At 53.9% G+C, this 24239-nt stretch carries 20 protein-coding genes; 1 reads left to right on the top strand and 19 read right to left on the bottom strand.

The window, feature by feature from the left end:
• Positions 1–22: 22 nt before the first annotated feature.
• Together EBA31_RS22135 and EBA31_RS22130 are read right to left on the bottom strand one after the other, a co-directional pair.
• Positions 23–1474 (bottom strand): M20 family metallopeptidase, encoded by a 1452-nt coding sequence (locus tag EBA31_RS22135; protein WP_122080230.1) that lies wholly within the window; start codon positions 1472–1474, stop codon positions 23–25.
• Positions 1471–2787, bottom strand: a complete 1317-nt coding sequence (locus tag EBA31_RS22130) for a M20 family metallo-hydrolase (protein ID WP_122080229.1) — start codon at positions 2785–2787, stop codon at positions 1471–1473. Before EBA31_RS22130 ends, EBA31_RS22135 begins: the two co-directional genes overlap by 4 nt.
• 272 nt (positions 2788–3059) lie before the next feature.
• On the opposite strand from EBA31_RS22130, the gene EBA31_RS22125 reads away from it, so the two are divergent.
• The gene (locus tag EBA31_RS22125; RefSeq protein WP_041414962.1) at positions 3060–3956 is read left to right on the top strand and encodes a LysR family transcriptional regulator; all 897 of its coding nucleotides are present in this window, start codon (positions 3060–3062) and stop codon (positions 3954–3956) included.
• 31 nt (positions 3957–3987) lie between these two features.
• On the opposite strand, the gene EBA31_RS22120 is transcribed toward EBA31_RS22125, so the two are convergent.
• The 17 genes from EBA31_RS22120 to EBA31_RS22040 all read right to left on the bottom strand — a co-directional run bounded on the left by EBA31_RS22120 (position 3988) and on the right by EBA31_RS22040 (position 24189).
• Entirely contained in the window at positions 3988–6117 is a 2130-nt protein-coding gene (locus EBA31_RS22120; RefSeq protein ID WP_122080228.1) for a TonB-dependent siderophore receptor, read from the bottom strand.
• A 161-nt stretch (positions 6118–6278) separates the two neighbouring features.
• The gene (locus tag EBA31_RS22115) at positions 6279–7358 is read right to left on the bottom strand and encodes an ABC transporter substrate-binding protein (protein ID WP_369982364.1); all 1080 of its coding nucleotides are present in this window, start codon (positions 7356–7358) and stop codon (positions 6279–6281) included.
• A 143-nt stretch (positions 7359–7501) separates the two neighbouring features.
• Positions 7502–9649 carry a phosphocholine-specific phospholipase C gene (locus EBA31_RS22110; protein WP_122080227.1) on the bottom strand — a complete coding sequence of 716 codons (2148 nt, stop codon included), beginning with the start codon at positions 9647–9649 and terminating at the stop codon, positions 7502–7504.
• 285 nt (positions 9650–9934) lie between these two features.
• Entirely contained in the window at positions 9935–10777 is an 843-nt protein-coding gene (gene queF, locus EBA31_RS22105) for an NADPH-dependent 7-cyano-7-deazaguanine reductase QueF (RefSeq protein WP_122080226.1), read from the bottom strand.
• Positions 10755–11651, bottom strand: coding sequence for a queuosine precursor transporter (locus tag EBA31_RS22100; RefSeq protein ID WP_020828622.1), 897 nt, complete (start codon positions 11649–11651; stop codon positions 10755–10757). The genes queF and EBA31_RS22100 overlap by 23 nt, the downstream gene beginning before the upstream one ends.
• A complete protein-coding gene (locus tag EBA31_RS22095; RefSeq protein ID WP_020828621.1) occupies positions 11652–12266 on the bottom strand; it encodes a helix-turn-helix transcriptional regulator in 615 nt (204 codons plus the stop codon).
• Positions 12267–12877: 611 nt separating this feature from the next.
• Positions 12878–14173 carry a cytosine permease gene (locus EBA31_RS22090; protein ID WP_122080225.1) on the bottom strand — a complete coding sequence of 432 codons (1296 nt, stop codon included), beginning with the start codon at positions 14171–14173 and terminating at the stop codon, positions 12878–12880.
• Positions 14174–14193: 20 nt separating this feature from the next.
• Positions 14194–14883, bottom strand: coding sequence for a PAS and helix-turn-helix domain-containing protein (locus EBA31_RS22085; protein WP_044553451.1), 690 nt, complete (start codon positions 14881–14883; stop codon positions 14194–14196).
• A gap of 25 nt (positions 14884–14908) precedes the next feature.
• A complete protein-coding gene (locus tag EBA31_RS22080) occupies positions 14909–15319 on the bottom strand; it encodes a GNAT family N-acetyltransferase (RefSeq protein WP_044553450.1) in 411 nt (136 codons plus the stop codon).
• A 344-nt stretch (positions 15320–15663) separates the two neighbouring features.
• Positions 15664–16584 carry an alpha/beta hydrolase gene (locus EBA31_RS22075; RefSeq protein ID WP_122080224.1) on the bottom strand — a complete coding sequence of 307 codons (921 nt, stop codon included), beginning with the start codon at positions 16582–16584 and terminating at the stop codon, positions 15664–15666.
• Between the two features lie 219 nt (positions 16585–16803).
• A complete protein-coding gene (locus EBA31_RS22070) occupies positions 16804–19983 on the bottom strand; it encodes an autotransporter outer membrane beta-barrel domain-containing protein (RefSeq protein WP_122080223.1) in 3180 nt (1059 codons plus the stop codon).
• 1168 nt (positions 19984–21151) lie between these two features.
• Positions 21152–22000 carry a DUF4942 domain-containing protein gene (locus tag EBA31_RS22065; protein ID WP_122080222.1) on the bottom strand — a complete coding sequence of 283 codons (849 nt, stop codon included), beginning with the start codon at positions 21998–22000 and terminating at the stop codon, positions 21152–21154.
• 106 nt (positions 22001–22106) lie between these two features.
• On the bottom strand, positions 22107–22436 hold the full coding sequence (locus EBA31_RS22060; protein WP_122080221.1) for a DUF5983 family protein: 330 nt from the start codon (positions 22434–22436) through the stop codon (positions 22107–22109).
• Positions 22433–22801 (bottom strand): TA system toxin CbtA family protein, encoded by a 369-nt coding sequence (locus EBA31_RS22055; RefSeq protein ID WP_122080220.1) that lies wholly within the window; start codon positions 22799–22801, stop codon positions 22433–22435. The genes EBA31_RS22060 and EBA31_RS22055 overlap by 4 nt, the downstream gene beginning before the upstream one ends.
• A 54-nt stretch (positions 22802–22855) precedes the next feature.
• Positions 22856–23197 (bottom strand): type IV toxin-antitoxin system YeeU family antitoxin, encoded by a 342-nt coding sequence (locus EBA31_RS22050; protein ID WP_122080219.1) that lies wholly within the window; start codon positions 23195–23197, stop codon positions 22856–22858.
• Between the two features lie 11 nt (positions 23198–23208).
• Positions 23209–23685: a RadC family protein gene (locus EBA31_RS22045; protein WP_122080674.1), complete on the bottom strand. Its 477-nt coding sequence runs from the start codon at positions 23683–23685 to the stop codon at positions 23209–23211.
• 36 nt (positions 23686–23721) lie between these two features.
• Positions 23722–24189: an antirestriction protein gene (locus EBA31_RS22040; protein ID WP_369982363.1), complete on the bottom strand. Its 468-nt coding sequence runs from the start codon at positions 24187–24189 to the stop codon at positions 23722–23724.
• Positions 24190–24239 lie beyond the last annotated feature (50 nt).

Below are 24239 nucleotides of genomic sequence, written 5' to 3'. Positions count from 1 at the left end.
GCGGGCCTGCGCAGTTCTGTCTTTATTTTAACGGCGAAGGGTTAACCCCTGGCGGGATTGGGCAACTGTACGGCTGTTCTGTGCGTTGGCGTTCGAACTCGCGGCGGCACTCCGCCAGCAGTGCGCTGTCGCTCAACAGGTCGATGGCGGTGGCCGCCATCACCTTGCCCGCCAGGCACATGCCCTTGTGCGCGATAGAGGTGCGGCCCTGCGCCACCAGTTGCCAGGTGTGCAGCGGGGTGCCGAGCGCAAAGCACGGGCTGAAGCACTGAGCGGTCGGCGTCACCCAACTGACGTCGCCGACGTCGGTGGAGCCGTACAGCAGATCTTCCGAGGCCACATAAGGCGCGACTTCATCCATCAGTACCTTGTCGCCCAGGTTTTGCACCCATTCACGGCCGGCCGCCCCGCCAGTCCGGGCGATATTCAACTTGGCATTACGCAGGTCGTCCTTGTTCAGCGTTTGGCGGATCTCGGTGGCGAAGCTGCGCTCCTCCTCGCTGTACTCCGGCAGACCGAAGTCACAGACGTGGCGATACATCACCTGCTCCAGGCTGCGGTTTGGCACATAGTTGGAGCAGGCCTTGTCGAAACGTACCGTCATTTGGGTGTCGGTCATTAGCGCTGCACCCTTGGCGATGTTGATCACTCGCTGGTAAATATCTTGCGCTTGATCGAGCTGCGGCGCGCGGATCAGATACAGCACTTCGGCGTCGGCTTGCACCACATTGGGCGAACTGCCGCCGGTATTGGTAACTGCATAGTGCAATCGCGCTTCCTGCACGATGTGCTCACGCAGGAAGTTGGCACCGGTGTTCATCAATGTCACGGCATCCAGCGCGCTGCGGCCAAGGTGGGGTGAGTTGGCGGCGTGCGCGGCGACCCCCTTGAACTGAAACGCCGCCTGAATATTGGCCAGGGTGCTGGTATTGAACATGCCGCTGAAGCCTTCGGGGTGCCAGGTGAGTGCGGCGTCGACATCATCGAACAGCCCTTCGCGTACCATAAAGGTTTTGCCGGAACCGCCCTCTTCGCCAGGGCAGCCGTAGAAACGCACGGTGCCGGTCAGGTGCTGTTGCTGCATCCAGGCTTTGACCGCGAAGGCTCCCGCCAATGCGGCGGTGCCCAACAGGTTGTGACCACAGCCGTGACCGTTCCCGTTTTCGACCAGCGGTTGCGGCGTGGCGCAGCCTGACCGTTGGCTTAATCCGGCAAGGGCGTCGTACTCGCCCAGCAGGGCGATCACCGGCTGGCCGCTGCCATAGCTGGCGATAAATGCGGTTTCAATGCCACCGACGCCGCGTTCAAGCGTAAAACCTTCTTGCTCCAGCGCATCGGCCAGCAAATTGGCGGAATAGGTTTCGGTAAAGCGTGTTTCCGGGTGATCCCAGATGCTGTCGCTCAGTGCGCTAAAACGCGGCTGGTGTTGGTCAATGTAGTGATGGATAAACTTCAGCAGCTGTGGATGGCTCATGCTTGGCTCCCAAAAGTAGGCAGGTTAAGCGCCAGCGACGCCAGCGTTTTCACTGCCACCGCCATGACCTGTTCGTTAAAATCAAACTTCTCATTGTGGTGCCCGGCGCTCAGCTCGGTGCCGAAGATCACGTACGAGGCCTGTCCACCGTGCGATTTCACCCGTTCCATCATGTAGGTTGCGTCTTCTGAACCGGCGGCCTGCTCGCGGCGGTCGACCACCGAACTCAGTTCGGCAATGCCCTGCGCCTGTCGGTGAATGTAGTCCACCCACGGCTGGGTCGGTTTGCTGCTCTGCGCCGCGCCCATCAGTGCGATATCGCACTCAACGCCGTGCATTTTTGCCGCGCCCTCAATCACGTTCAGTGCCTGCTGGTAGACAAATTCGTTGATGGCATTGGTGGCGCCGCGAGTTTCTACTTTCATAAATGCGTGGTCGGCGATCACATTACGACCGGTCCCTGCCTGCAGCACACCGACGTTGATGCGCGAGCTGCCTTCGCTGTGGCGTGGAATGGCGTACAGCCCCAGCGTGGCCTGTGCCGCCGCCAGCAGCGCATTGCGGCCATCTTCCGGTTTGGCCCCCGCATGGGCGGCCACGCCACGGTAGGTGACGTCGAGTTTGCTGGTCGCCATAAAGCTGTCGCTGCCGCACACCAGTTCGCCGGCCGGTACGCCGGTGCCGATATGCACCGCAGTGAAGAAATCAACGTCGTCCACTACGCCGGCTTCCACCATGGATTTTGCGCCGCGGGTGCCTTCCTCCGCCGGTTGGAAAATCAGTTTGATGGTGCCGTTGAGCTGAGGCTCCAGGCTTTTGAAAACGTGTGCCAGTCCCAGGCCGATGGTGGTGTGGCCATCGTGACCGCATGCATGCATCATGCCGCTGTTGCAGGAGGCAAAACCTTCGCGAAACGGCAGGTGATCCGGCTGCAGCTTTTCGTTGAGATCGAGCGCGTCCATGTCAACGCGATAGGCGATCACCGGCCCGGGGCGGCCGGTGTCCAGCGTGGCGACAATACCGGCGAAACCGCCGGAAAAATGTGGCAGCCATTTTTCCAGCGCACCCTGCTCGCGGGCGCGCTGCTCCTGAGCCTGCAGAGCCTCGGCCGACGGCAACCCCATGCGGGCGTCGGCGTTAATCACTTCACGGCCCAGTTGCAGGCGGTAGCCCAGCCGATCCAGCTCTTCCGCCACCAGGGTAGCGGTGCGGAACTCAAACCAGCCGGACTCGGCGTAGCGGTGAAAGTCACGCCGCCAGGCCTGCAGCTGTGGGTACAGATCGGTCACCAACATCGAAAGCGTATTATTCATTTTGATATCTCATAAGTTATCGCGCCCAGGCAAATGCCGGGCAGCAGTGGTGCGCTGAACCAAATCAGACGGTGATGCTATTTAATGAAAAAAAGACGTATTTAGTGACTAACTGCCGTGAATAGCGCTTATCGGCGCAGAAAATGCGCTTAATTAAGCGAAATAAGAATTTGGTTATATATTCTATTTTTTTCGAATGTACACAATGGAATCAGGCTAAATAAGATGCCAATATCTTGCTATTGATAAACAACGGTTATCGCCATTTTCCTATGCCAGCCTCAATAAAATTGCACCAATTACGTGCGTTTGTAGAAGTCAGTCGTCAGGGCAGCATCCGCGCCGCCAGCCGCACTTCACGCCTTTCCCAGCCTGCGTTAACCAAGTCTATTCAGGAGCTGGAGCAGGTGCTGGGGGCCAAGCTGTTTATTCGCCGCAGCCAGGGCGTGGTGCTGACCGACTGCGGCGATAACTTTTTCCAGCATGCCAGCCTGATCCTCGAAGAGCTGCGGGTGGCGCAGGAGGATATTCAGCAACGGCTGGGGCTGGCGGGTGGTTCGGTGAATATCGGCGTAGGCGGTAGCATTGCGCGCACCGTCATGCCGCAGGTTATCACCCAGTTTCATCGTGAATACCCGAAGGTCAAAGTACGGATTGTCGAAGGACAGCTGGTGTCGATGATCCCGGAACTGCGCCAGGGTGAGCTGGATTTTACCGTCAATACCTATTACCCCAGCAGCCTGGACAATGAATTACAGTACGAACGGCTGATGGAAAAAGAGTACAAGGTGGTGGTGCGCAAGGGGCATCCGATGGAAGGGGCGACGTCCCTGAAACAGCTGCAACACTGCGACTGGACCATGCCGACGCCCAAAGGCAGCTACTACCGCCTGCTGCACGATTTGTTCGGGGATTTGGGAATGGCGCCGTCAATCAGCGTGACCTGCGAGACGTTTATGGCCTGCACCAGCCTGGTGGCGCAAAGTGATTTCGTCAGTATTTTATCGGTAGATGTGATCTCTGATCCAATACTGGGTAAGCATCTGGTACCGCTGGCACTGGAAGAAAGCTTACCTAAGGCGACGTTTTATCTGATTCAGCGTAAGGATACCACGCTGACGCCGATGGGCGCACACCTGGCGCGCCTGTTTCGTTTGCACTGTCGCTGAGATTAGCGCCCCCCGAAGAGGGCGCTGATGATTAGAACGCCACGGAACCCTGCACGAAGAAGGTGCGCGGTTCACCGACGTATTTGCCGAAGTTGTTGTCGTTGGAGCGGGTGAAGTAGCGCTGATCGAACAGGTTTTTCACCCCGGCACCCAGCGTCAGGTTCGACAGCTGCGGCCCGAAGTTATACTCCCCACGCATATTCCACACCATATACCCGGCGATGTTGCCAAACTGGCCGTCGGCGCTTTCCTGCGTGACGTAATCCGGCCCGGTGCCCGGCGAGTGCTGCCTGGACTGGGCATAGCTGTCCAGATTCCACACCCAACTGCCGGTGGCGTAGCGGGTGCCGACGGTATACACCTGGCGTGAATAGAACGGCAGATCCTTACCGGCGAAGTCGCCCTTGTCGGTGCTGGCTTTGGTATAGGTGTAGCTGGTGTAGACGCTTACGCCATCCAGCGCGCGGTTCAGTTCGCTGAGATCGTAGCTGAGCGCCAGCTCGATACCCTTGTGCTTGGTGGCGCCCATGTTGGTCCAGCCGACGTCGTTGCTGATGTACTGCAGCTGGTTATCGAAATCGATATAGAACAGCGTGGCTTCGGCTTTGACGATGGTGTCGTCGTAACGGGTACCGAACTCATAGGTATGGGCTTTTTCCGCCGTCAGGCCCGGTGCGGGTTGGTTGCCGTTGCCGCCCTTGGTCAACTGGAAGTACTGCATGCTGCCGAACGAGGTGTTGGCGTTGGCGAACAGCTTCCAGGCGTCGGACATGTGGTACATGACATTCAGTGACGGCAGCGGTTCGCTGTAGCTCTTCTCGCGGCTGATATTGTTGAACGAATCGTCTACATGGGTGCGGATGCTTTCATAGCGCAGGCCCGGCGTAACCGTCCAGTTGCCGACGTTGATGGTGTCGTCTATGTACAGCGCGTGGGCTGCGGTGCCGCCGGAGGTGTGCTGATAGTAATCCGGCGTTTCCGGCGTAGAACCGATATCTGCCGGGTTGTACCAGGCAGAACGGGACGCTTTTTCATCCATGGTTTCGTTCAGGTAGCGATAACCGAGGGTGATCTCGTGCGCCATGTCCCAGAAACGGAAGACCTGCGAGTAGCTGGGTTCAATCGCCCAGGTGGAGTAGTGGCGCGGGTAAGACACCATACGCTTCATCCCGGCGTTTTTACCGGTGCCTTCCGATTCGATGCTGCTGCCGCGATAGCTGTCGGTGAAATAGGTCAGCACTTCGAACTGCTTGTCGTCTTCCTGGTGCTTATATTTGAACGACATATCCTTGCGGCGGCCTTCGAACTGATCCCATGGGCGGGTCGACTGGAACGGGTTTTGCGCATACTGCGCGCTGCTCAGCCCGCCCGGCATGCCGGATTTTGCGTCGTAATAGTGGAAATTGGCCAGCAACTCATCACGATCGGTAAACGCATAGCGCGTTTTCAGCATGAAATCGTCGATGTCGGTATTGTCGTTGTTGTCGCGATAGCCCTGGCCGTGCAGGCCGGAATACAGCAGCTCTGCGCCGAAGCCGTTGTCGGCGGTGCCGCCGAGCGAGGTGCTGGTCAGGGTTTTCAGGCCGCCGTGGCTGGCGCCCTGGGTCTGGACGCTGGCCGCGCCGCCGAAGGTTTTCGGGATGTCCTTGGTGGCGAAGTTAATTACGCCGCCAACGTTTTGCGGCCCGTAACGTACCGCGCCACCGCCGCGCACCACGTCAACCGATTGCAGGCTGCCAATCGACAGCGGTGCCATCGACAGCTGCGGCTGGCCGTAAGGCGCGACCGCCAAGGGGACGCCGTCCATCAAAATGGTGGAGCGAGGTGAAAGACGAGAAGTCAGGCCACGTACGCCGACGTTGAGCGAAATGTCGCTGCCGCCGGTACCGTTGCTGTCGCGCACCTGTACGCCAGGCACGCCGCGCAGGGTATCGGCAATGGTCTGGTCGCCTTGTTCATGCATTTGTTGTTCGGTCACGATGGAACGTGCGCCGGGGTGGTTGAGCAACACCGAACTGGTATCCGGGTTATCCAGCCAGTTGCCGACGACGGTAATATTGTCGGCAGGCGCATCATTTTGAGATTTATTATCAGCAGCAAGGACTGGCAGCGCCATGGCAACGGAAGCAGCCAACAGCGAAAGACGAAAAAGAATTGACATAATAATGCCTTAAAAGTTTCGAACCCGGATGTGTTTTTTTAGAAATGACAATCTTAATGATAATTATTGGCAAGTAAATAGCTTTGTTGCGGAATAATTCAACCGGTAAGCAAGCGGTGTGGAAAGGTGTCGGAGCCCGGCCGGCGGGCCCCGAGCGGGGGTTATTTTGCGGTGACCCAAAACACGCCGCTGTAATCCAGCGCCGTGAATTTATGGTGCACCATTTCAATATCCGCTTGCGGATCAATATCTTTAAATAAGTCCGGATGCAGGAATTTGGCGATGGCCTCGACCGCAATAAAATTCAGCGGCGTGTCATAGAACTGGTGGTAAATCGCCATCACGCGTTTTTCCTTTACCGCCTTCAGCACGTTGAGGCCGGTGCGGTTCATCAGTACCGCCAGCTTTTTCTCTGTGGTGGCGGTATCGGTGGCATAGCCCAAGGGAACCGCCAATGTACCTTTATGACCGCGGCTCCAGTCGGCGCCGGTCATCAGATAGAAATCCGGGTTGCTGGCGATCATCTGTTCCACGTTCACCTCACCGCCCATTTCCGGGAACAGTTTGCTGCCGATGTTGTTGCCGCCGGCGGTATCGATAAATTGGCCAAAGCTGCCCTTGCCGAAGGTGTTGCAGCACTGCTCGCCTTTCATGCCGGCGCTGCGTTCGATAAACACGCTGGGGCGCTGTTCCGGCTTCAGCGTAGCCACCCGCTGGCGTACCAGATCCAGACGTTGCTGGTAGAGCTGGATAAAGGCGTCGGCATTTTGCTGCTCGTCAAACACCTTGCCCAACAGTTGCATGCTGGCGACGGTGTTGGTCAGCGGCTGCTGACGGAAGTCGATAATCAGTACCGGGATGCCGATTTTTTCCAACTGGGCCAGCACGCCGCTGTCCTTCAGCTTGCTCAGCAGGCCGATGTCGAAAATGATCAGATCCGGCTTACGGACAACGGCGCTTTCTACGCTGAAATCGCTGACGTAAGGATTATCGAAGGTGGGGATCTGCATCACCTGCGGGAATTTTTTCGCGTAGGCCTCCACCAGATCCGGTGCCTTCACCTTCAGCGAGTTATCCCAGGCGATGATATTTTTCAACGGCTCCTGCGGATGCAGGATATTCAGTGCCAGCAGCGCGCGGGCATCGGCCAGGATCACCCGTTGGGCGGGCTGCTGCAGGGTGACTTCTCGACCCGCGACATCGGTGACGACGATCGGTGCGGCCTGTACGGCGCTGACCATCAGCAGGGCGCAGGCGGCCAGCCAACGGCTGGCTTTGGCAATAAGAACGGCAGGCATGGAGATCCTTGGGCATGGGGTGTTGAATAAAGAGGCTAATGATAATCCATATCCTTTCGCTTTTTGAACACCCCCGTGCGGATATCTTAGGCTTTGCCCATTAGCGGATCGCTGACGCTGTGCTCGCCGCTTTCTAGCCGCCCGGCCATGCGGCGTTGCCAACCGTCAGAAGCCTGCAGTGAAATATCGTACCAACCTCCGCTGGCCCTGGCGTCAAAGGCCTGCTGGTGGCGCTCTCCTGCCGGCAGCTCAATCGACCAGGGGCCGTTTTGCGTATAAGGGCAGCGGGCGATAGTCACGGTTATAGCCTGGCGGGCGGGGTTAGTGAGGGTTAATGACAAGTGGTCGCCTTGCGGCGTCAGGCGGACTTGCGGCTGCGGTTGCCCAATGGCGCCGCGCAGTTCACGATGAAAGCCGTTCGGGCCCAGCAGCCACAGGTGATACTGATCCGTCACGGACCAGTTATCGCTGAGCGCTTTGCCGGCCTCGACGGTATAGCGCCGTGGGATCTGGTTCAAATCCAACCGGTCGTAAACGTGAAATACCACCCCCTGTGCCCCGGTGTTGTACAGGTTGAGCGTCAGTAATTGCTGGCCGGGGGAGAGAGTTTCTTCAACATGCAATTGGTAAGGCAGGGCGCGTGATGGGCGTGCCAGCCGTGCCTGATGCGGCAACTGTTGTTTGTCTGCTGCAGGCAGAGGCACCTGCGGCAATTGCTCCTGCCGCTGGCGCAGGCTGTCGGCGGAATGGCGGCTGGTGGCGGGCAGATTGGGCAAGGTTTCCCCGTTGGGATCGACAAAGTTGAAGGCCGAAGTGAGATCGCCACATACCGCGCGTCGCCAGGCGCTGATATTGGGTTCGTGTACCTGGAAGCGCTTCTCGAGAAATTGCAGCACTGAAGTGTGGTCGAACACCTGTGAATTAACCCAGCCACCGCGGCTCCAGGGCGACAGCACCAGCATGGGCACACGCGGGCCGGGGCCATAGATGCGGCCGTCCGGCGGCGGTTGTTCCTGTGAGCCTGGCGGGGCGACATGCTGAAAGATTTCACTGTCGAACGGCACCGTCGATTTACCGGCGAAGGTGCCATCTTCACGCAGTGACGGTGCGGAGGGCGACGGCATATGATCGAAGAAGCCGTCGTTCTCGTCGTAATTGACCAGCAGCACGGTTTTACTCCACACCTCGGGATTCTCCGTCAGCGCATTGAGGATCTCCTGGGTAAACCACCCACCCTGCACCGGGCTGGAAGGCCCGGGGTGTTCCGAGTAGGCCGCCGGAGCGATGATCCAGCTTACCTGCGGCAATTTGCCTTGCTGCACGTCGGCGCGGAAACCGGCCAACATGGCCTCTAAATCGTTGCCGTCCGCCGCCGGCAGCGTATTGCCATTGCCTTTGTATAACGGCGCTTGGGCGTTCAGCTTGTCGCGGTAGGGGACAAAGGCAGTAAAGTCCTTCGGCGGCTGCGCCGGATTGCCCACTTTCACGCTGGCCGCACGGTACTGACGGAACCCCGCCAAAGGGTTGTCGGTGAAGTTATCCGGTAAAAACTGGTAGAGCTTCCAACTGACGCCGCTGGCTTCCAGCCGTTCGGGATAGGTTTGCCATTGGTAGCCTACGTCGGGTGGGCCTGGGCTGTCCCATTCGTTGACCACTACGGCGACCTCGGCTGCCGTCGGGCCGTTAGTGCCGGTCCAGTGGAACAAGCGATTGGTGTTAGTGCCGGCGTGGATCGAGCAATGATAGGCGTCGCACAGGGTGAAGGTTTCGGCCAGGGCAAACTGGAAGGGCAGCTCATGCCGACGGTAATAACCCATCGAGGTCGGCGTTTTGTAGGTTGGCCAGGCGCTCATGCGGCCGCTGTCCCAGGCAGCTTGCTCATCCACCCACGAGTGCGGCGTGCCGCTCACCCGCTGGGCATTGCCACGTTTGCTGTCCAGATGGTAAGGCAGCACCAGTCGATCTTCCCCTTGCTGTTGCCAGACGTGACGGTTGTCGGGCAAAGGAATGGTTATGCGATCGCTAAAGCCGCGTACGCCGGGCAGCGTGCCGAAGTAATGGTCGAAGGAACGGTTTTCCTGCATCAGGATCACCACGTGTTCGACATCGTTGATGGTGCCGGTGCGGTTATTGGCTGGGATCGCCAAGGCTTTGCGGATCGACGCGGGTAACAGTGAAAAAGCCGATCCGATGGCGGCAGCCCGCAGTATTTCTCTGCGCGAAAAGTCAGGCATGCGTCGTTAAACTCCCTGAGGTTTGCTTTGAAGATAGTTGCTAACGACGGTAATAGCGAAAAATAACAAGGAGATGAACAGGGGAAAAATAATACCCCGCAGGGGGCATTGAGACAGCTGACAAACATATAATGTTTGTCAGCTGGCGTTAAAGGTTTTGAAAATAAATCAGGAAAATCAATTTATTGATTTTCGGCTGGCAACACACAAAGGGGGAAAAACCACGCTTTTATCCCCCTTTGTCAACAACCTGAATGCCCCGCATGGGGGCATTGATGGGGAAGCTTATTGTCGGATCAGACGACCGAGGGTTGGCGCCGTTTCGAAGTCGCTGCGGAACGGGTTGATGTCCAGGCCGCCGCGGCGGGTATAGCGGGCAAAAACGCTGAGCTTTTCCGGTTGGCAGCTTTGCTTGATGTCGTTGAAAATGCGCTCGACACACTGCTCGTGGAACTCGTTATGCTGGCGGAAGGAGATCAGGTAGCGCAGCAGGCGCTCACGATCGATTTTCCGGCCCTGATAGTGGATCACCACGCTGCCCCAGTCCGGCTGGTTGGTGACCAGACAGTTGGATTTCAGCAGGTTGGACGACAGGGTTTCGGTCACGATGTCCCCATGTTGGTCTGCTGCACCGTGCAGATATTCCGGCTTAAAGTCGAAATCATCGACGGCAATATCCAGATCGTCGATATTGATGCCTGGCAGGCTATCGATCTGCGGCGAATATCCGTCCAGACCCGGATAGAGCTTAACCCCAACCTGGCCGTTTGCCGCTTGCGACAGGTCTTTTTGCATCGCGGAACTCACCTGTTCCACGCTGTCGAAGCGCGTCTGGTTAAAGCTGTTGAGATAAAGTTTGAATGACTTGGACTCGATCAGGTTGGTGGAAGAATGGGGCAGGGTGAATTCACCAATGCCCACCACCGGCTTGCCTTTGGCGTTGAGCCAGGAAAGCTCGAAGGCGGTCCACAGATCAAAGCCGCTGAACGGCAGGTTTTGTTCATCTACACCGATCAGATCCCGACCGCGTGAGCGTGGCAGGGCCTCGAGCAATTCGGGAGCGTACTGGTCCGGATAATCGGAGTTTGCGCCAAGATGGGTGATTTTATCTTGTTTTTTGATATGCATATTCATTGCTCCTTGCATGATCGGTATTGATATAGCGGTTAAACAGGCTGCGAGCGGCGTAAATCGGCCCGACACCCACCAGGGCGTAGACCACCTTGATCAAGAATTGTGACAGGATCATGGTCTTGATGATATCCCAGCTCAGAACGTTGTAGAACGCCAGCGTGCAAAACACCACGCTGTCGATGGCCGAGGCGACCACGGTGCTGGTGATCACGCGCACAAACAGGTAGCGGGAGTTGGTCAGCTCTTTGATTTTGCACAGCAGGTAAGAGTTGACGTTCTCGGAGATTAAATAGGCCGCAGACGACGCCACCAGGACCGCCATGATGCTGTGGACGATGCCGTCATAGGTCTTGCTGAACTCCCACTGCGGAATACTGGGTACCAAGGTGGTGACCCAGACGCCCAGCACGAAAATCAGGTTTGCCATAAACGAGATGATGATGGTGCGCCTGGCCAGTCGCAGCCCGTAAAACTCGTTCAGAATATCCACCAGGATAAAGGTGAGGGGGTAAATAAAAATCGCCGGAGGAGTGATGAGGTTCAATGCGGGAATTTGAATCGGTTTGACGCCACACAGGGTTGAGAAGATATAAATCACGCTGAGTGCGACGGTAATGATCAGATAGGCGTACCACGATCGTTCATGGCGATCGCTGAGCTCATAGGCGGTTTGCTGCTGATTGTTACCGTAGATTTTGCGGTACAGCGCCTGCAGCTCATGCCGGCTCAGATCTTCCGATATTTCGCTGTCGGCCAGCTCATTGAGCCCCATGGTGATGGTTTTGCCGGTGGCCAATATCATGACATTGGCGGCGAGGGTGCCATGCCGGGTAAAGCCCAATAGCTTGAACTTTTGATTCGGTTCCATTTATAGCCGTTCTCCAAAGATATAACCCAGGAATTGCACGGTATCCTGATGATTTTTTTCCATGCAGTAATCTTCTTTGTCGTTAACCACAAAGAAGCCATTTTTTCCCGAGTGATACAATAAAGGCGAATCGCAAACCAGCACCGGCGGGCGTTTTATAATAATCACCTCGCCTGGAATAAATGAACCTTTTATTTCGGTCTCTATTTTCATTGCTACCATATTTGACTCATCGCCGAAGAAATAAGTCAAAGGGAACTCCGTCACCAGTTGGCCGACTTTCCAACCGGCAACTGCTAAAAAACGCGACTGAGGAATAACGGGCACTGCGGAAGGGTTTTTATTGCCTTCGGTAGAGAGCGTTTCATTGAGCAGTTCCAGCTTGGCCAGATCATAATCTTCGATCTCTTCACAGGAAACGCCAAAGAAATCTGAAATCCGGTTGACGGTGGCCTGCTGCACGTTGTTAACCCGGCCGTCGAGAATTTTATAGATGGTGGTACGCGTCAGGCCAGTGCGGTTAGAGAAGGATGCTTTAGTTTCGCCCCGGGTGCGCATCAGATATTCAATATTCTTAATGATGTTGATTTTGCGCTGCGCGTTAGTGGTCTTCATAAGCATTCCTTACAATATTCTGGCCGGCATTACTATATCGCACGCGCCGACATTGTCCAGAACTGACGCTGAGGTAGGGGCGGTAACCGGCTGATTAATCATTGGAAATGGGCTTTGATCTCTCACGTATCATACCAGCTGATGCTTTTATCATGATGAGTAAAATGTAAAACAAAGGTAATTAAATATAAATCAATTGGTTAGGTTTAAGACTGGGAAAAGTAGACACAAAAGTGAGTTTTGTGTCTACTTTTGTGTTGACCATAGTGGTTTCCGTGAGCTAATGTTCACCCACACTGAAGTGTTTCTTGACGATCAAAACGGTTAATAAACGATTGTCTGACAACTTCTATAATAAAAAGCTCGGGGAGGGAGGCGTTTCCATTCTCTGGGTATTAAAGGATGTTTTAGCTACCGACACCAGGGATCCCCACTACGTCTTCAGTTTTAGCACCGCAGTAAAAAACCCGCTTTCGTATTGATGCCAGTCGGCTTTTAGCCGACCGATATCAATTTGTTGTTGCGCCAAAAAGAGGCTGCGGCAATATCACCGAACACCCTTTCTGTTCCGATTATCCCCACTTCCCAGAGCGGGAGAGCAGGGATATCAATCAGCTTTGCGCCGGCGCCGGCTTCAGGGAACGGCTCATGGCCAACTTAAATACCCAATAGATCAGGCTGGCGGCCAGCAGTGAGTTGATGGTCGGCACGCCCCACTCGGTTACCAACCCGACGATGCTGCCGACGATGCTGGCAATGATCGCCGCCCAGCCGATAGTCGGCGTCTGGTCCGGCAATTTCCCTTCGCGACGGCTCTCGTCGAGAATTTTACGGTGGGTGCGCAGCAGATAATAATCCACCAGCATGACGCCGATAATCGGCGGGAACACCACGCCAAGCACCGTCAGGAAGTCGACGAAGCGGTCGAGGATCCCCAGCACCGATAATGTGGTGCCCAGCACGCCGATCACCAGCGTGGTGGCGGTGTACTTCAGTCTTTTGCCCGTCATGCCTTCGACGGCGTTAACGATGCCTAGCGAAGAGGAATACAGGTTGAGGTCGTTAACCCTGAGGGTAGAGAACACCACGACCAGCAGGCCTGCACCACCGGCGACCTGTGACATGATGGTGACCACATCCGCCGTGCCCAAGGTTTTGGCGATCAGTATCGCCAGGCCGTTAACCACGAATTCCCCGGCGATAATGGTAAAAATGGTTACGCCGAAAACATGCTTGCCGTTCTGGGAGTAGCGCGTCAGATCGGGCGTCATCAGGCTGGCGACAATCGCACCGCCGACCACGATAGTGATACCGGCGCTGATCGACAGCGGTTCGCCTGGTGGCACCAATTGGATAATTTCAGGCAGATTGTGGCCGGTGAGGGTGATGATGGAGATATAGGCCACCAGCATAATAAACATCGGTACCGCAATCCTGGCGGCGATGCGCAGCGCCTTGAAGCCGAAGGCCACCAGAATGGTCAGCAGGGTGCCGGACAGGCCGGCCGCCAGGCCAAAGCCCAGCTTGTTCCCCAGAGCAAAATCCAGCGACTTGGCGAAGATGGCGTTTTGAATGCCAAACCAGCCCAGCAGGCTGACGGCGACCACCACCCCGATCAACACCGAGCCCAGCCGACCAAAGCCGCACCAACGGGCCAGCAGGCTGCCGGAGATCCCTTCACGCATGCCCGCCAGGCCAAGGCCATAGGTCACTACGCCAAAAATCAGGCTGCCGATGAAAATTGCGGTAAATGCATCGAGCAGCGTCATGGAATGGCCCAATACGGCACCCAGCATAAACTGATCCAGTGCGGTCAACATGCCCATATGCACTATGGCCACGCTTAGAAACGAGACTCTTTTATCCTGAGGTACCCGGGTTAACGGGTAGTCTTCGATTTTGATCACGGTGAGGTATTCCTTGCTATTTAAATAAACTGGATGCCTTTAGCTATCAGGCGATCGGGAATGTAGCTGTCCAGCCGCGCATATTTGCAAAACTCCTCAAACTGCTGCTGTGTGTGGACATCAGATTTCTGATAAATGTTATATATTCTATTTTCTATGGTCTTATTGCTGATGTTATATATTTTGGCGATTTCTTTCACCGATAGCCGTTGCAGCATTAAAAATATAACGTCAAGCTCAGCCCGGGTAAAAATGGTGCTGTTGGTTTCGGTGGTCAGTACGCTGGGTTTTTGATGGTTGATATAATTAAGCGGGGATAAGGTGTTAAGCGGTTTGGCATTCCACATTACCCCGAAGACTTCTTTCTTATCGTTGTAGATAGGCAGTTTTTCGCTGATAAACGGTGTCAGGCTGTCTTTCCCGTACCAATAATGCGTTTCTATTACGGCGACCCGATCCCGCGAGATTTCGGTCATTTTGTCATGTTCTACAAAATCGGCCGCAGATTCGGCCCAGTCGGCGGGGAACTCGTCGTCTCGCTTACCGGCTATATCAAAGCTCAATGGCGTGTTGGTATAGAGGTAGGCGGCCCGGTTCATGTAAAGATGACGGGATGCCAGGTCCTTAATGCCCCAGGGCTCACTTAAGTGCTCCATCATGGCAATCAGGCCTTTCAAATAGAATTCATTACTTTTATCGGGCGAATCCATTCTGACCTCACCGACTGAAATTGGGTTAAATCTTTTTCGCCAGGTAGTGACGCGTATGCTGTTTGGCATAGTCGCCTAAGTTGCCGTAAACCTGATAGCCCAATTTTTCATAAAAGCCTCGGGCCTGAAAATCGAAAGTATCGACATAAGCCATGTGGCAACCGCGTTTCTTGGCTTCTTCCTCGGCCTGTACCATCAGTTGACGGCCGTAACCGCTTTTACGGTATTGATCGCTGACCCAAAGATACTGCACTTCAAGCCCGCCCCACCAGGTTCTGGCTACCAAGCCGGCGACGATTGCGCCTTCGTCATCGGTCACGGTCAGGAATAAAGGGTGGATGTCCACGGGCTCGATTTTGGCGTTATGGGCCCAAAGACTGTCAATCACAAACTCTTCGTCTTTCGGATTTGGCTGGTCGGTAATATTGATATTCATCGTTATAATATAATTCCCTGTGATAATTATTTGGCAGTGCAATAAAACTGAGGCTGCCCCAACCGGTTTAACTATCACTTTTCATAATGTATTACAAGGGTGGTTTTCACCCGTTCCCGTGATGTGCTCAAGCGTTTATATTAGCTGCGACAGGGCCAGAAAATAACGTAATACGCGGTAATAAATAGCCTTTGGTCCTGCTCAGTCAATCTATTCCTATTGTGCCTCACCAGGGCCCCATCCAGGGAATACATTAGTTATTCAGGCTCCACCGGTAGAGCAAGCTAACTTGCCAAAGGGGAGCCGCCGCGTACAGCCTTTTCCCGAAACCCGCTTTTAAACCCTTATTTACCCGCCGCTTCGCCTTTGGTTATGCCTTCCAAAGCCGGCGGTATGGCCGCACCGAACATTGCCCCATGGTCTAAACCGGGCCATTCCCGATAGTCAACCTTAAGTCCGTCAAGTGTCGCCAGCCGTGTGGCCAGGCCATGAGCCGCATCTGCGGGTAACTGACTCTGCCTGATAATCGGCGGGGCTTCACGCATTTTCTCCGCACCGCCGATCCACAACTGCAAATGGGCGGACAAAGACGGATGCCTATCCATAACACGTTGCGCTTCTTGCAGGATAAAGCCTTTCCCCCACCACAGCGAAGGTTCCACCGCGATGTAATTCTGGAAAGTAGCAGGTTGGGTTAACAGAGTATGCAGAACGAAAAGGCCACCATAAGAGTGCCCCCACAGCGTTTGCTGCTGCGGGTTAACGGTGACCTGAGCGGCCACGGCAGGCTTAATCTGGGTTTCGATCAGTTTAAGGAAAGCGTCTGCACCGCCATGGGGCTGCTTTCCTGAACCTTGTTGCGAAGCCGGTGTGTAGTCGTAACTGCGGCCTCTGGAGTCGATGCGCAGATCGTTGTCATAGCTGAGTAGCACCAGAACCGGTGGCTGTTTTTGTACGGCAAGCTGAGCCAGCAAATGGGCATTCAGCTCCATTAATACCGCGTTACCGTCCAGAAAGTAGATCACCGGATAGCCGGCAGACGGTGGGGCAATGCGTGGCTGCGCTATGCGGATACGGTAACGACGCTGACCGTCTGCGGATGTGAGCCGCAGATCGCTGAATTGATAATCAGGTGATAGGCTATCGGCAACGGTAGTGCCAATGGTACGTTCCAGATCGGGCCTGGCCTGGACCAGCACTGGGGTGGCAACGCCGATAATCAGTGCGATAACAAGGGTTAGAAAGCGACGATAAGACGAAGGCATGCTGGATTCTATTTATCGAGAAAAGGCGATATTAGCATTTATGCCGGAAAGCAAAAAACCTGTCTTTCGACCCTATCTTTGCATAGGAAACCGACCTTGGACGGCCGGCGTTAGCGGTGGGTTGTACGATTATCCTGCAATGAGAGGCGCTGGCCGAGGGAAAATATCCTTTAAGGAGTTATGCCCCCGGCCAACGCTGACATCAGTCAGGAGTGCATTTTAGAAAAGATATTTCACGCCAAGCGCAGCCTGGGTGTCGCTGTAGCCTTTATCCCCCATTTGTTGCCCAATGTTTGCCCACAGATTCAGATTGTTACCGAGTTGCCCTTCCACACCCGTTTTTATTTCGCCGATGTGGCGAGTGCCGGCCATAGAGACCCTGGTGTCATCCAGGGTTACGCCGAAGTTTTTACTGTTGTGGAGCCAGTTGGCTTCGACAAACGGCTGGAATGTCCGATCCTTACCTTCGTCGATAGCGCTGTGCCCTTTAAGGTACGCTTTGGCACCAAGGCGGGTGCGGATGTTGTTTTGTCCGTCGCCCTGCACGCGAGTGCCATTGGATTCGGTATGTTCCTTCGCTTTCACGCCCATCCAGGTAACCTGAGCCTGAGGTTGTAACCAGAAGGTTCTGATCATTCCCTGGCGGCTCTTGCTTTCACCGAGAAGGAAGCTATAACCGCTGGCTAATGAGGCGGTAAATCCACGGGATTTATATTTCTCGGCGTCGAGGTTGTCGCCATTCACCTCGTTGTTAAACCACTGGTATTGCAGCCAGCCATCCATATAAAGCCCTGACTTATTTGCCGCATTCGCATACCAGGTGCCGTAAATACCAGTGGAGTAACCATCAATATTCCCACGTGAGCCATAGCCGGTAACTGATGAGTGCGTATGGCTTTTCTGGTTGGCATAGCCTGACATCACACCCAAGTGGTAACGGTTAAGCCCGTCGCTGCTCCACTGTGCGAGATCCGCACCCAACTGCACCACATAACGGTTGGCCTGAGTCTTGTTCTGACCATCAGCCATCTGGCTGCGTTGATGCCCACCCTGGTTACGTAACCACATGCTGGTCACTTTTTTCTCACCGGTAAGCACGTCGGTGTACTGGGTTTCACCCAAACGGTCGTGCAGCGAGAGAGTAAACAGCGTATTGGCGGCCAGCATATTTGTGGCATAGCTGCCTGTTTCTGGGCGGAAGATATGCTCGGTAGGGCGTGCTGGTTCCAGCGGACTTACCGGGGGGATCGGTGTTGCAGGATCCGCCGGTATTACAGGTTTGTCCTCTGTCCCTGGGTCGACAGGGGGGATTACTGGTTTTTCTTCCGATACGCCGGGGTTGACAGGGTTTGCCTGCATGCTGGTCAGATACCAGTTTTTGTTTTTTTTCACCAGATCGTAATCATAGGCGCCGGCAGCAATACGCCCTGATTTGGTGAAAACACCTTCAGACTTTCCACCTACGGAAATCAGCTCAATGCCTTCGACCGTTTGTGCGCCGTTGCCGCCGGCCTTGTTAACCTGAACGTTTGAATTACCCGCTGAGTCGCCGGTGATCACCAGCCTGTCAGTTTGCGACTTATCGTCACCCAGCAGGGTATTGAAAATCAGAGTGCCATTGTTCCCGGTGTAGTTTTGGGTGGTGAGTGTCTTAAACTGCCCGCCGGTCGGGGCAGAGAAGGCGAGGGTGCCGGCGTTGCTGACAGACTGTGATACCGAGGAATTATCGGTTACCGTCCAGACTCCGCCTTGGTCGAGAGCCATATTAGTGGCATTTTTGGCTGCGCCGGTGAGGGTGGCATCTTCCAGCCTTACCGATACCACGTTTTCTGGGGCGGCAATGATATCACCATAGAGGTTGGAGTTTTTTGCAGTGAAATTGACAGCGGCATGCTCACCGGGATCTGCATCAAAGGCGTTAATCAGCAGGCCGCTGCCGGAGCGTGGGGCAATGACATTGTTGAAATTCACATCGATTGCAGCCCCTTTTGAATGAAGCATATTACCCTGAGAGGCCGTTATTGTGCTGTCAGTTATACTGACGGTGCTGGTATCGTCAGCATTTGATAGATCGTCCCTGTTGGCAAAAATAACAGCGGCATTTCTTCCTTCGGTCTGGATTTGAGTACCGGTGACGCTTAACTGGCCGCCGTTATATACGCCAAGGCCGTGAGCTATTTCGCCGGTTGTTGTGATACTTCCTCCAACCAGAGTAACTTCTCCTTTATTACCAGCTACGGCACCTGCCGAGTTGAGTCCCTTTGTTTCGATGATTGCATTAGTCGCAGATACCGATGAACCCACATCCGCCGCACCTACCCCGTAGCCTCGGGTATTGAACGTTTTTATAGTGCCATCATTGATAATAACCTTACCGCTTTTATAGGCAGCCGCTCCATAAGAGTCTTTACCGGTTGTTTCGGTATTTACGTTAAACGTCTCAATAACGGCATTATTGTTCTTGGCCAGGATCCCTACGCCTTCTTCTCCGGCGGTTTTTATGCTGCTATTACGAAGAGTGACTTTGGCATTATTCAGAGACACTGCCCCTACAGCGTTGTTCCCGATGGTTTTAATGGTCGTATTGATAGCTTCTGCAGATGATCCCGTATCCGTAGCGGCAATACCGTGGCCGTTAATATCTGCGGTTTTTATAGTGCTGTCGTTAATGATAAGTTTTCCGCTTTGATATGCCGCCACACCATAAGAATCTTTGCCTGTTGTTTCTATACCGGCATCGGAGATTTCAATGGATGAATCGGTATCGCTGACATAGGCCCCATGGCTTATTTCTCCAGCGGTTTTTATATTCCCACCGCTGACGACGTTTTTCCCGCCCTGGTAAGCCGCTGCACCATAGGCTTCATTTCCAGTTGTCTCTACGTCGACATTTGATGCGTTAACGGAAGAACCGGCGCCAAATGCATGGAACCCATTACCCATCTCCCCCGCGGTTTTTATACTGCCGCCGTTAAGGGTAATTGTCGCGGCACTCTGAGCCATGGCCCCCTTGGTGCCATCTCCTCTGATATCCAGCGTGGTACCAGAGGTACTGATAGTCGAGCCGTTACCCGACGCCACAAGCCCTGCCCCCATCTTTCCAAGGGTGGTAATGCTTCCATCCGTCAGCGATATTTGCGACTTGTCAGTGGCAATCGCGCCAGATCTATAATCTGAGTTAGGGGTAAGTACAGTTATATTTCTCCCCGTGATATTACTACCCTCGCCAGAAGTGATAAGGCCGCCATATGTTTTATTTTCCACATCGCTTTGCTTACCATTCATAGAAACTAGCATGCCTGCAAAAGCATTCGGTAGACTAGGTAAAAAACACGAAGTTCCTAATATTAGCGCGCCATTAATGGCGTAAGCTATTTTTTTAACTTTGAAGCTGAGCATGGTATTAACGTCCCTTATGTTAATTTAAATATGATTGATATTTTATTTGGTTTAGGGAGAGTGGATCGAGGAGTGGGGTGGTAATGCATCCATTTATTTGATGTCAGTTGTTGTCACTCTCGAAATTTAGGCGTGACTAAAATAGCTCAACTTCAAACTGGGGTAAAGCTTTCGGTTCTGATTTGTGTTTATTATTTAAAGTGGGTTAGACTACTTGATGTTATTTGTTTCAGTTATGAATTGATATGTGATGCGATTACTTTTTATTTTTAATTTGTTTTTTAATTTAAGTCAAAGGGTTGTGGGGTTTGTAAGGGCTGGATTACGCGGGCATTAACGTTGAAAACTAAAGTGCTCTTGTATGTTTTTGATTGAGTTAATAATTAATTGGTTTATAAGAAAGTAGAGTTATTTATATCATTATTTAAACAAATGTGCTGGATGTGTACGGCTGTAATTATAATTTTATAGTGTGTGATATATGAGAGATAATATAGTCATTTAGACAAGCTATTTAAGAATGGTGATTGTTCCCTTCTGTGGGGGAAATATGCGTGTTCTAGCGTTGGCCCGCAGGGGGAGGCCTTTAGGCCGAATAATCGAACTTGTTCGATGAAGAGTCCTACTCCAGAAAGCAAAAAACCCGCCATAGGCGGGTTCTTCTAAATATGGTGCCCGGACTCGGACAACCGGTGCTTGCGCCGGATTGAACAACGCTTTAGCGTTGGCCCGCAGGGGGAGGCCTTTAGGCCGAATAATCGAATTTGTTCGATGAAGAGTCCTACCCCAGAAAAGCAAAAACCCAGCCATTGGCTGGGTTCTCTAAATATGGTGCCGGACTCGGAATCGACTTATTGAATCAATTGGTTGTAATTTAACGTTTATTTTTGATTTGATGTTTTTTGTACCCTCATTTATACCCTCAGTCCTTAATGATAGACATACGGAATAGAATCGAGCACGGGATTGAGACTAACCTTGAGTCAAAAATATCAAGCCCCCAGAGTAGCCAATGTTGCTAAGGGTTTTGAATGGCGTTTCTGACATGTCCACGGTACATTTGAACGTCCCCCCGAACAACACGCCAGAAACGCCAGTACAACGTTGTACATGCGCCGCATCATTCACGCAAGTCTGCCATTGTCTCTTGCCGGTAAAACAACAACGTTCAGGACCGGGGAGGTAATGTTGCGGGAAAATGCTTTGCTACAATGTCGTTCATCTTATCAATCAGTTCCGGTCTTTTAAAGGTGATGTGGCCCGTACCTTTCTGGAAATACTTAATCCTGAACAGCGTATCGTCATAGCTGTCTGCCGATTTATGCTGACTGATATGATCGCCAAGACGACAAGCAACATCTGCACGATTATCTGGCAGTGGCTTACCATCCAATAACATCAACATGCGTTCAAGATCGACCAGTTGATCGCGCCGCCAACCCCCGTTGAGGCTGAAACCCCAGCGGGTGTGGCTGACCAATCCCTCTACAATGATTTTCTTGCCAAACTTACAAGGCGAATTCGACTTGTAATCCCAGCTTAAACGCTTGAAGACATTGATCACCCCACGCTCAAATACATCGCCTTTGCTCTGATGCAACTGTTCAAACGTGCTGAGGATATTGGCTTCGCTGATGGCAGGAATGTCATCCTTTTCCAGGCTGTTGTACCACTGGTCGCGTGCCTGGGCATCCATCAGGCTAAGCATCCCTGACCGTTTCATTAAATCACGCCATATACCGCGATCGAGATTGCGGGTAATGGCTTTCATCGCCGTTTCTGATTTCTCCATTAACCAGCAACCGCAGCGAAAGTCCTGCCTCATGGCCCAGTCCAGGGCGGTTTTGCCGCCGATACTGCGGGTCAGCGTCGAGATATCGGTAAGCTGCTGGATGAGCATCTCAATCTGCCCCAACGCAGCGTTACGTCCGGTGACGATACGTTCAATGCTGGTGGAGCAAATCACGTCGGTGTGTTCGGTATATACTTCGGGTTCAGTATGAGCGAGTCCAGTCATTAATTTTTCCTTATATAAAAGTAAAACGCCAGCCGGTAAGGGCTGGCGTTATGCGGTATTAATAAAAATAGGGTTCGAGAAAATGGTGTCAGCGATATTGCAGGGGTTACCAATCAAACGTGGCAAATCCCGGCAGGAGGTCGCCCGCCGCATCCAGATGCAGGAAGGTGATGTGGTGTTGTCGCATCAGGGTGGTAACTACCCGACGGCTGGCTTTCGACAACCCCAATCGTTTAAGCCGCAGTACCGGATGCCGCCAGGCATTGAGTCGTATCAGGTACCCCGTACCGGTGAAATGGCACCACTCGCCGCTACCGTAGTCTTCCTGCTGGTGTGAGGCGTGGTACAGCAGCGTGTTATCGCCGTCGGTGATGTGAGCGGTACTGCACTGGATACCGGTGAGCAGCATACTGGCAGGCAGCCTGTGTCGGTTCATGGGCGCTTTTCCCCCTGGAGGGTCTGCGTAATGGTGCGGTAACCACGTCGGGTCATCAGGCCACAGGCCCGTCGAGCGCGAAGAATATCGATGGCGGTGACGAAAGGGGATTGTTCGCGGCAGGAAAACCCCGTTCGATCGGTGCGAACCAGATCAAACTTCTCCACAATAAAATTCAACGCATCGGCCAGCGAGATGCCGGCATCGATGTGTTCCAGGATGACGGTATCATCGCTGAACGCGGTATCGCTCAGCGTCAGGCCGTAATGCTGCGCCAGCAGGTGTGTGAGCAAGGATTGCCAGACGGCAACAGGTGACGGGCAGGGCTGAGTCTCCCGTTTTGGGGATGCTGATACTGTTTGCATAAGGGGTATCTCTTTGTTGGGTAGGAAAAAGGAGTTGATGCGTAGAAGGGGGATTCAGTTTTTCGTGGGTGCTTCGTGTGTCGGATAAATCGATATATAGATGTAGCCGTGCGATCCGAGGCTGTCTGCCTCGCACGTCAATCCGTCACGGTACAGCGTGACGCCGTGCTGATACCGGGGATTGAGTTCCCCGGACAACAGCATCAGTTCCAGATGGTTGATAAACTGCGGGAAGGCAGTATCCAGTGAACGGGCCTGCACTTCACTGAAGGTACCGCAGATGCCGGCACGGTCGGTCAGATAATGGAGTCGGTTACCTTGCTGTACCAGGCGGGCACCCAACTGCGGAGTGATGCTGCGTTTCAGGCCCCAGGCGGGGACATTGATTGAAGGCATGTTGCTTTTCCTTATAAAAGTCCGTGTTCAGCAAACGAGTACACCGTCATACCGCCAACAATACAGTGGTCCAGGACTCTGACCTCTACCAATGCCAGCGCGGCTTGTATCCTGTGGGTGATTTGCCGATCGGCAACGCTGGGGTCTGCATGTCCCGAGGGGTGACAGTGCGCCAGCAGGACCGCCGCGGCGTTGTGCTTCAGCGCCGATTTCACGATTTCGCGGGGATGGACTTCGGTACTGTTAATGCTGCCGGTGAACAAGGTTTCATGGGCCAACAGGCGATGCTGATTGTCGAGAAAAAGTACCCTGAATTCTTCACGCTCCAGCCTGGCCATATGCAGCCGCAACCAGTCGCGAGTGGCATTGGCGGAGGCGAAAGAAACACCCGGTTTACGCAGATGCTGCTCCAGCAATGCCAGCGCGCGCTGAATGGTACGTTGGGTGGGTAATGGCAGTTCCGCCAACGGGGATAGGATTGTATTCATCATGATGATGGGTGTTTCCGTAGAGAGTATGAAGGGTTAGTCGATGATGCGCATGATAGCGCTGCACTCGGGGTGGTTGAGCGCGTAATCCCGCAGACGGTAATAGTGTTCCGTCATCGCATCGCACTCCGTGCGACAGGCGTGGTGGCTGTAGGTTATCAAGCAGGCGATGATGCCGGCGGCTTCATGACCGACGGTGGCGCTATTCCCGTTAAGTGCGTTAAAGAGTGCGTACTCCCGTGCGGTGGACGGGATAATAAATGCCCCACCGTTACTGAGGGTGTAGAACTCCCAATAATCTCCGTGATAGTCCTTAGACAAAAGGTCGAGCCAGGAGAATATCGGTGACTCAATACGGAGCCAGTGCGGGATGTCGCCAAAATGCTGCAGCCAAAATGACTGACGATCAGCGTCAGGAACGAGCGTCGCCGTCAGTGTGGGGAGAGCGTTTATCGGGGATGTCGAGGGTGTGCTGTTGGCAGTCTTATTTTTCACGGGAATTATCCTTGAGTTAATGGGCGGTCTCGGCGAAGTTGGCTCACCTGACCCAAGCA

The sequence above is a fragment of the Serratia sp. P2ACOL2 genome, from assembly GCF_003691565.1.
Classification (GTDB): domain Bacteria; phylum Pseudomonadota; class Gammaproteobacteria; order Enterobacterales; family Enterobacteriaceae; genus Serratia; species Serratia liquefaciens.
This window is presented reverse-complemented; position numbering and strand designations above follow the sequence as displayed.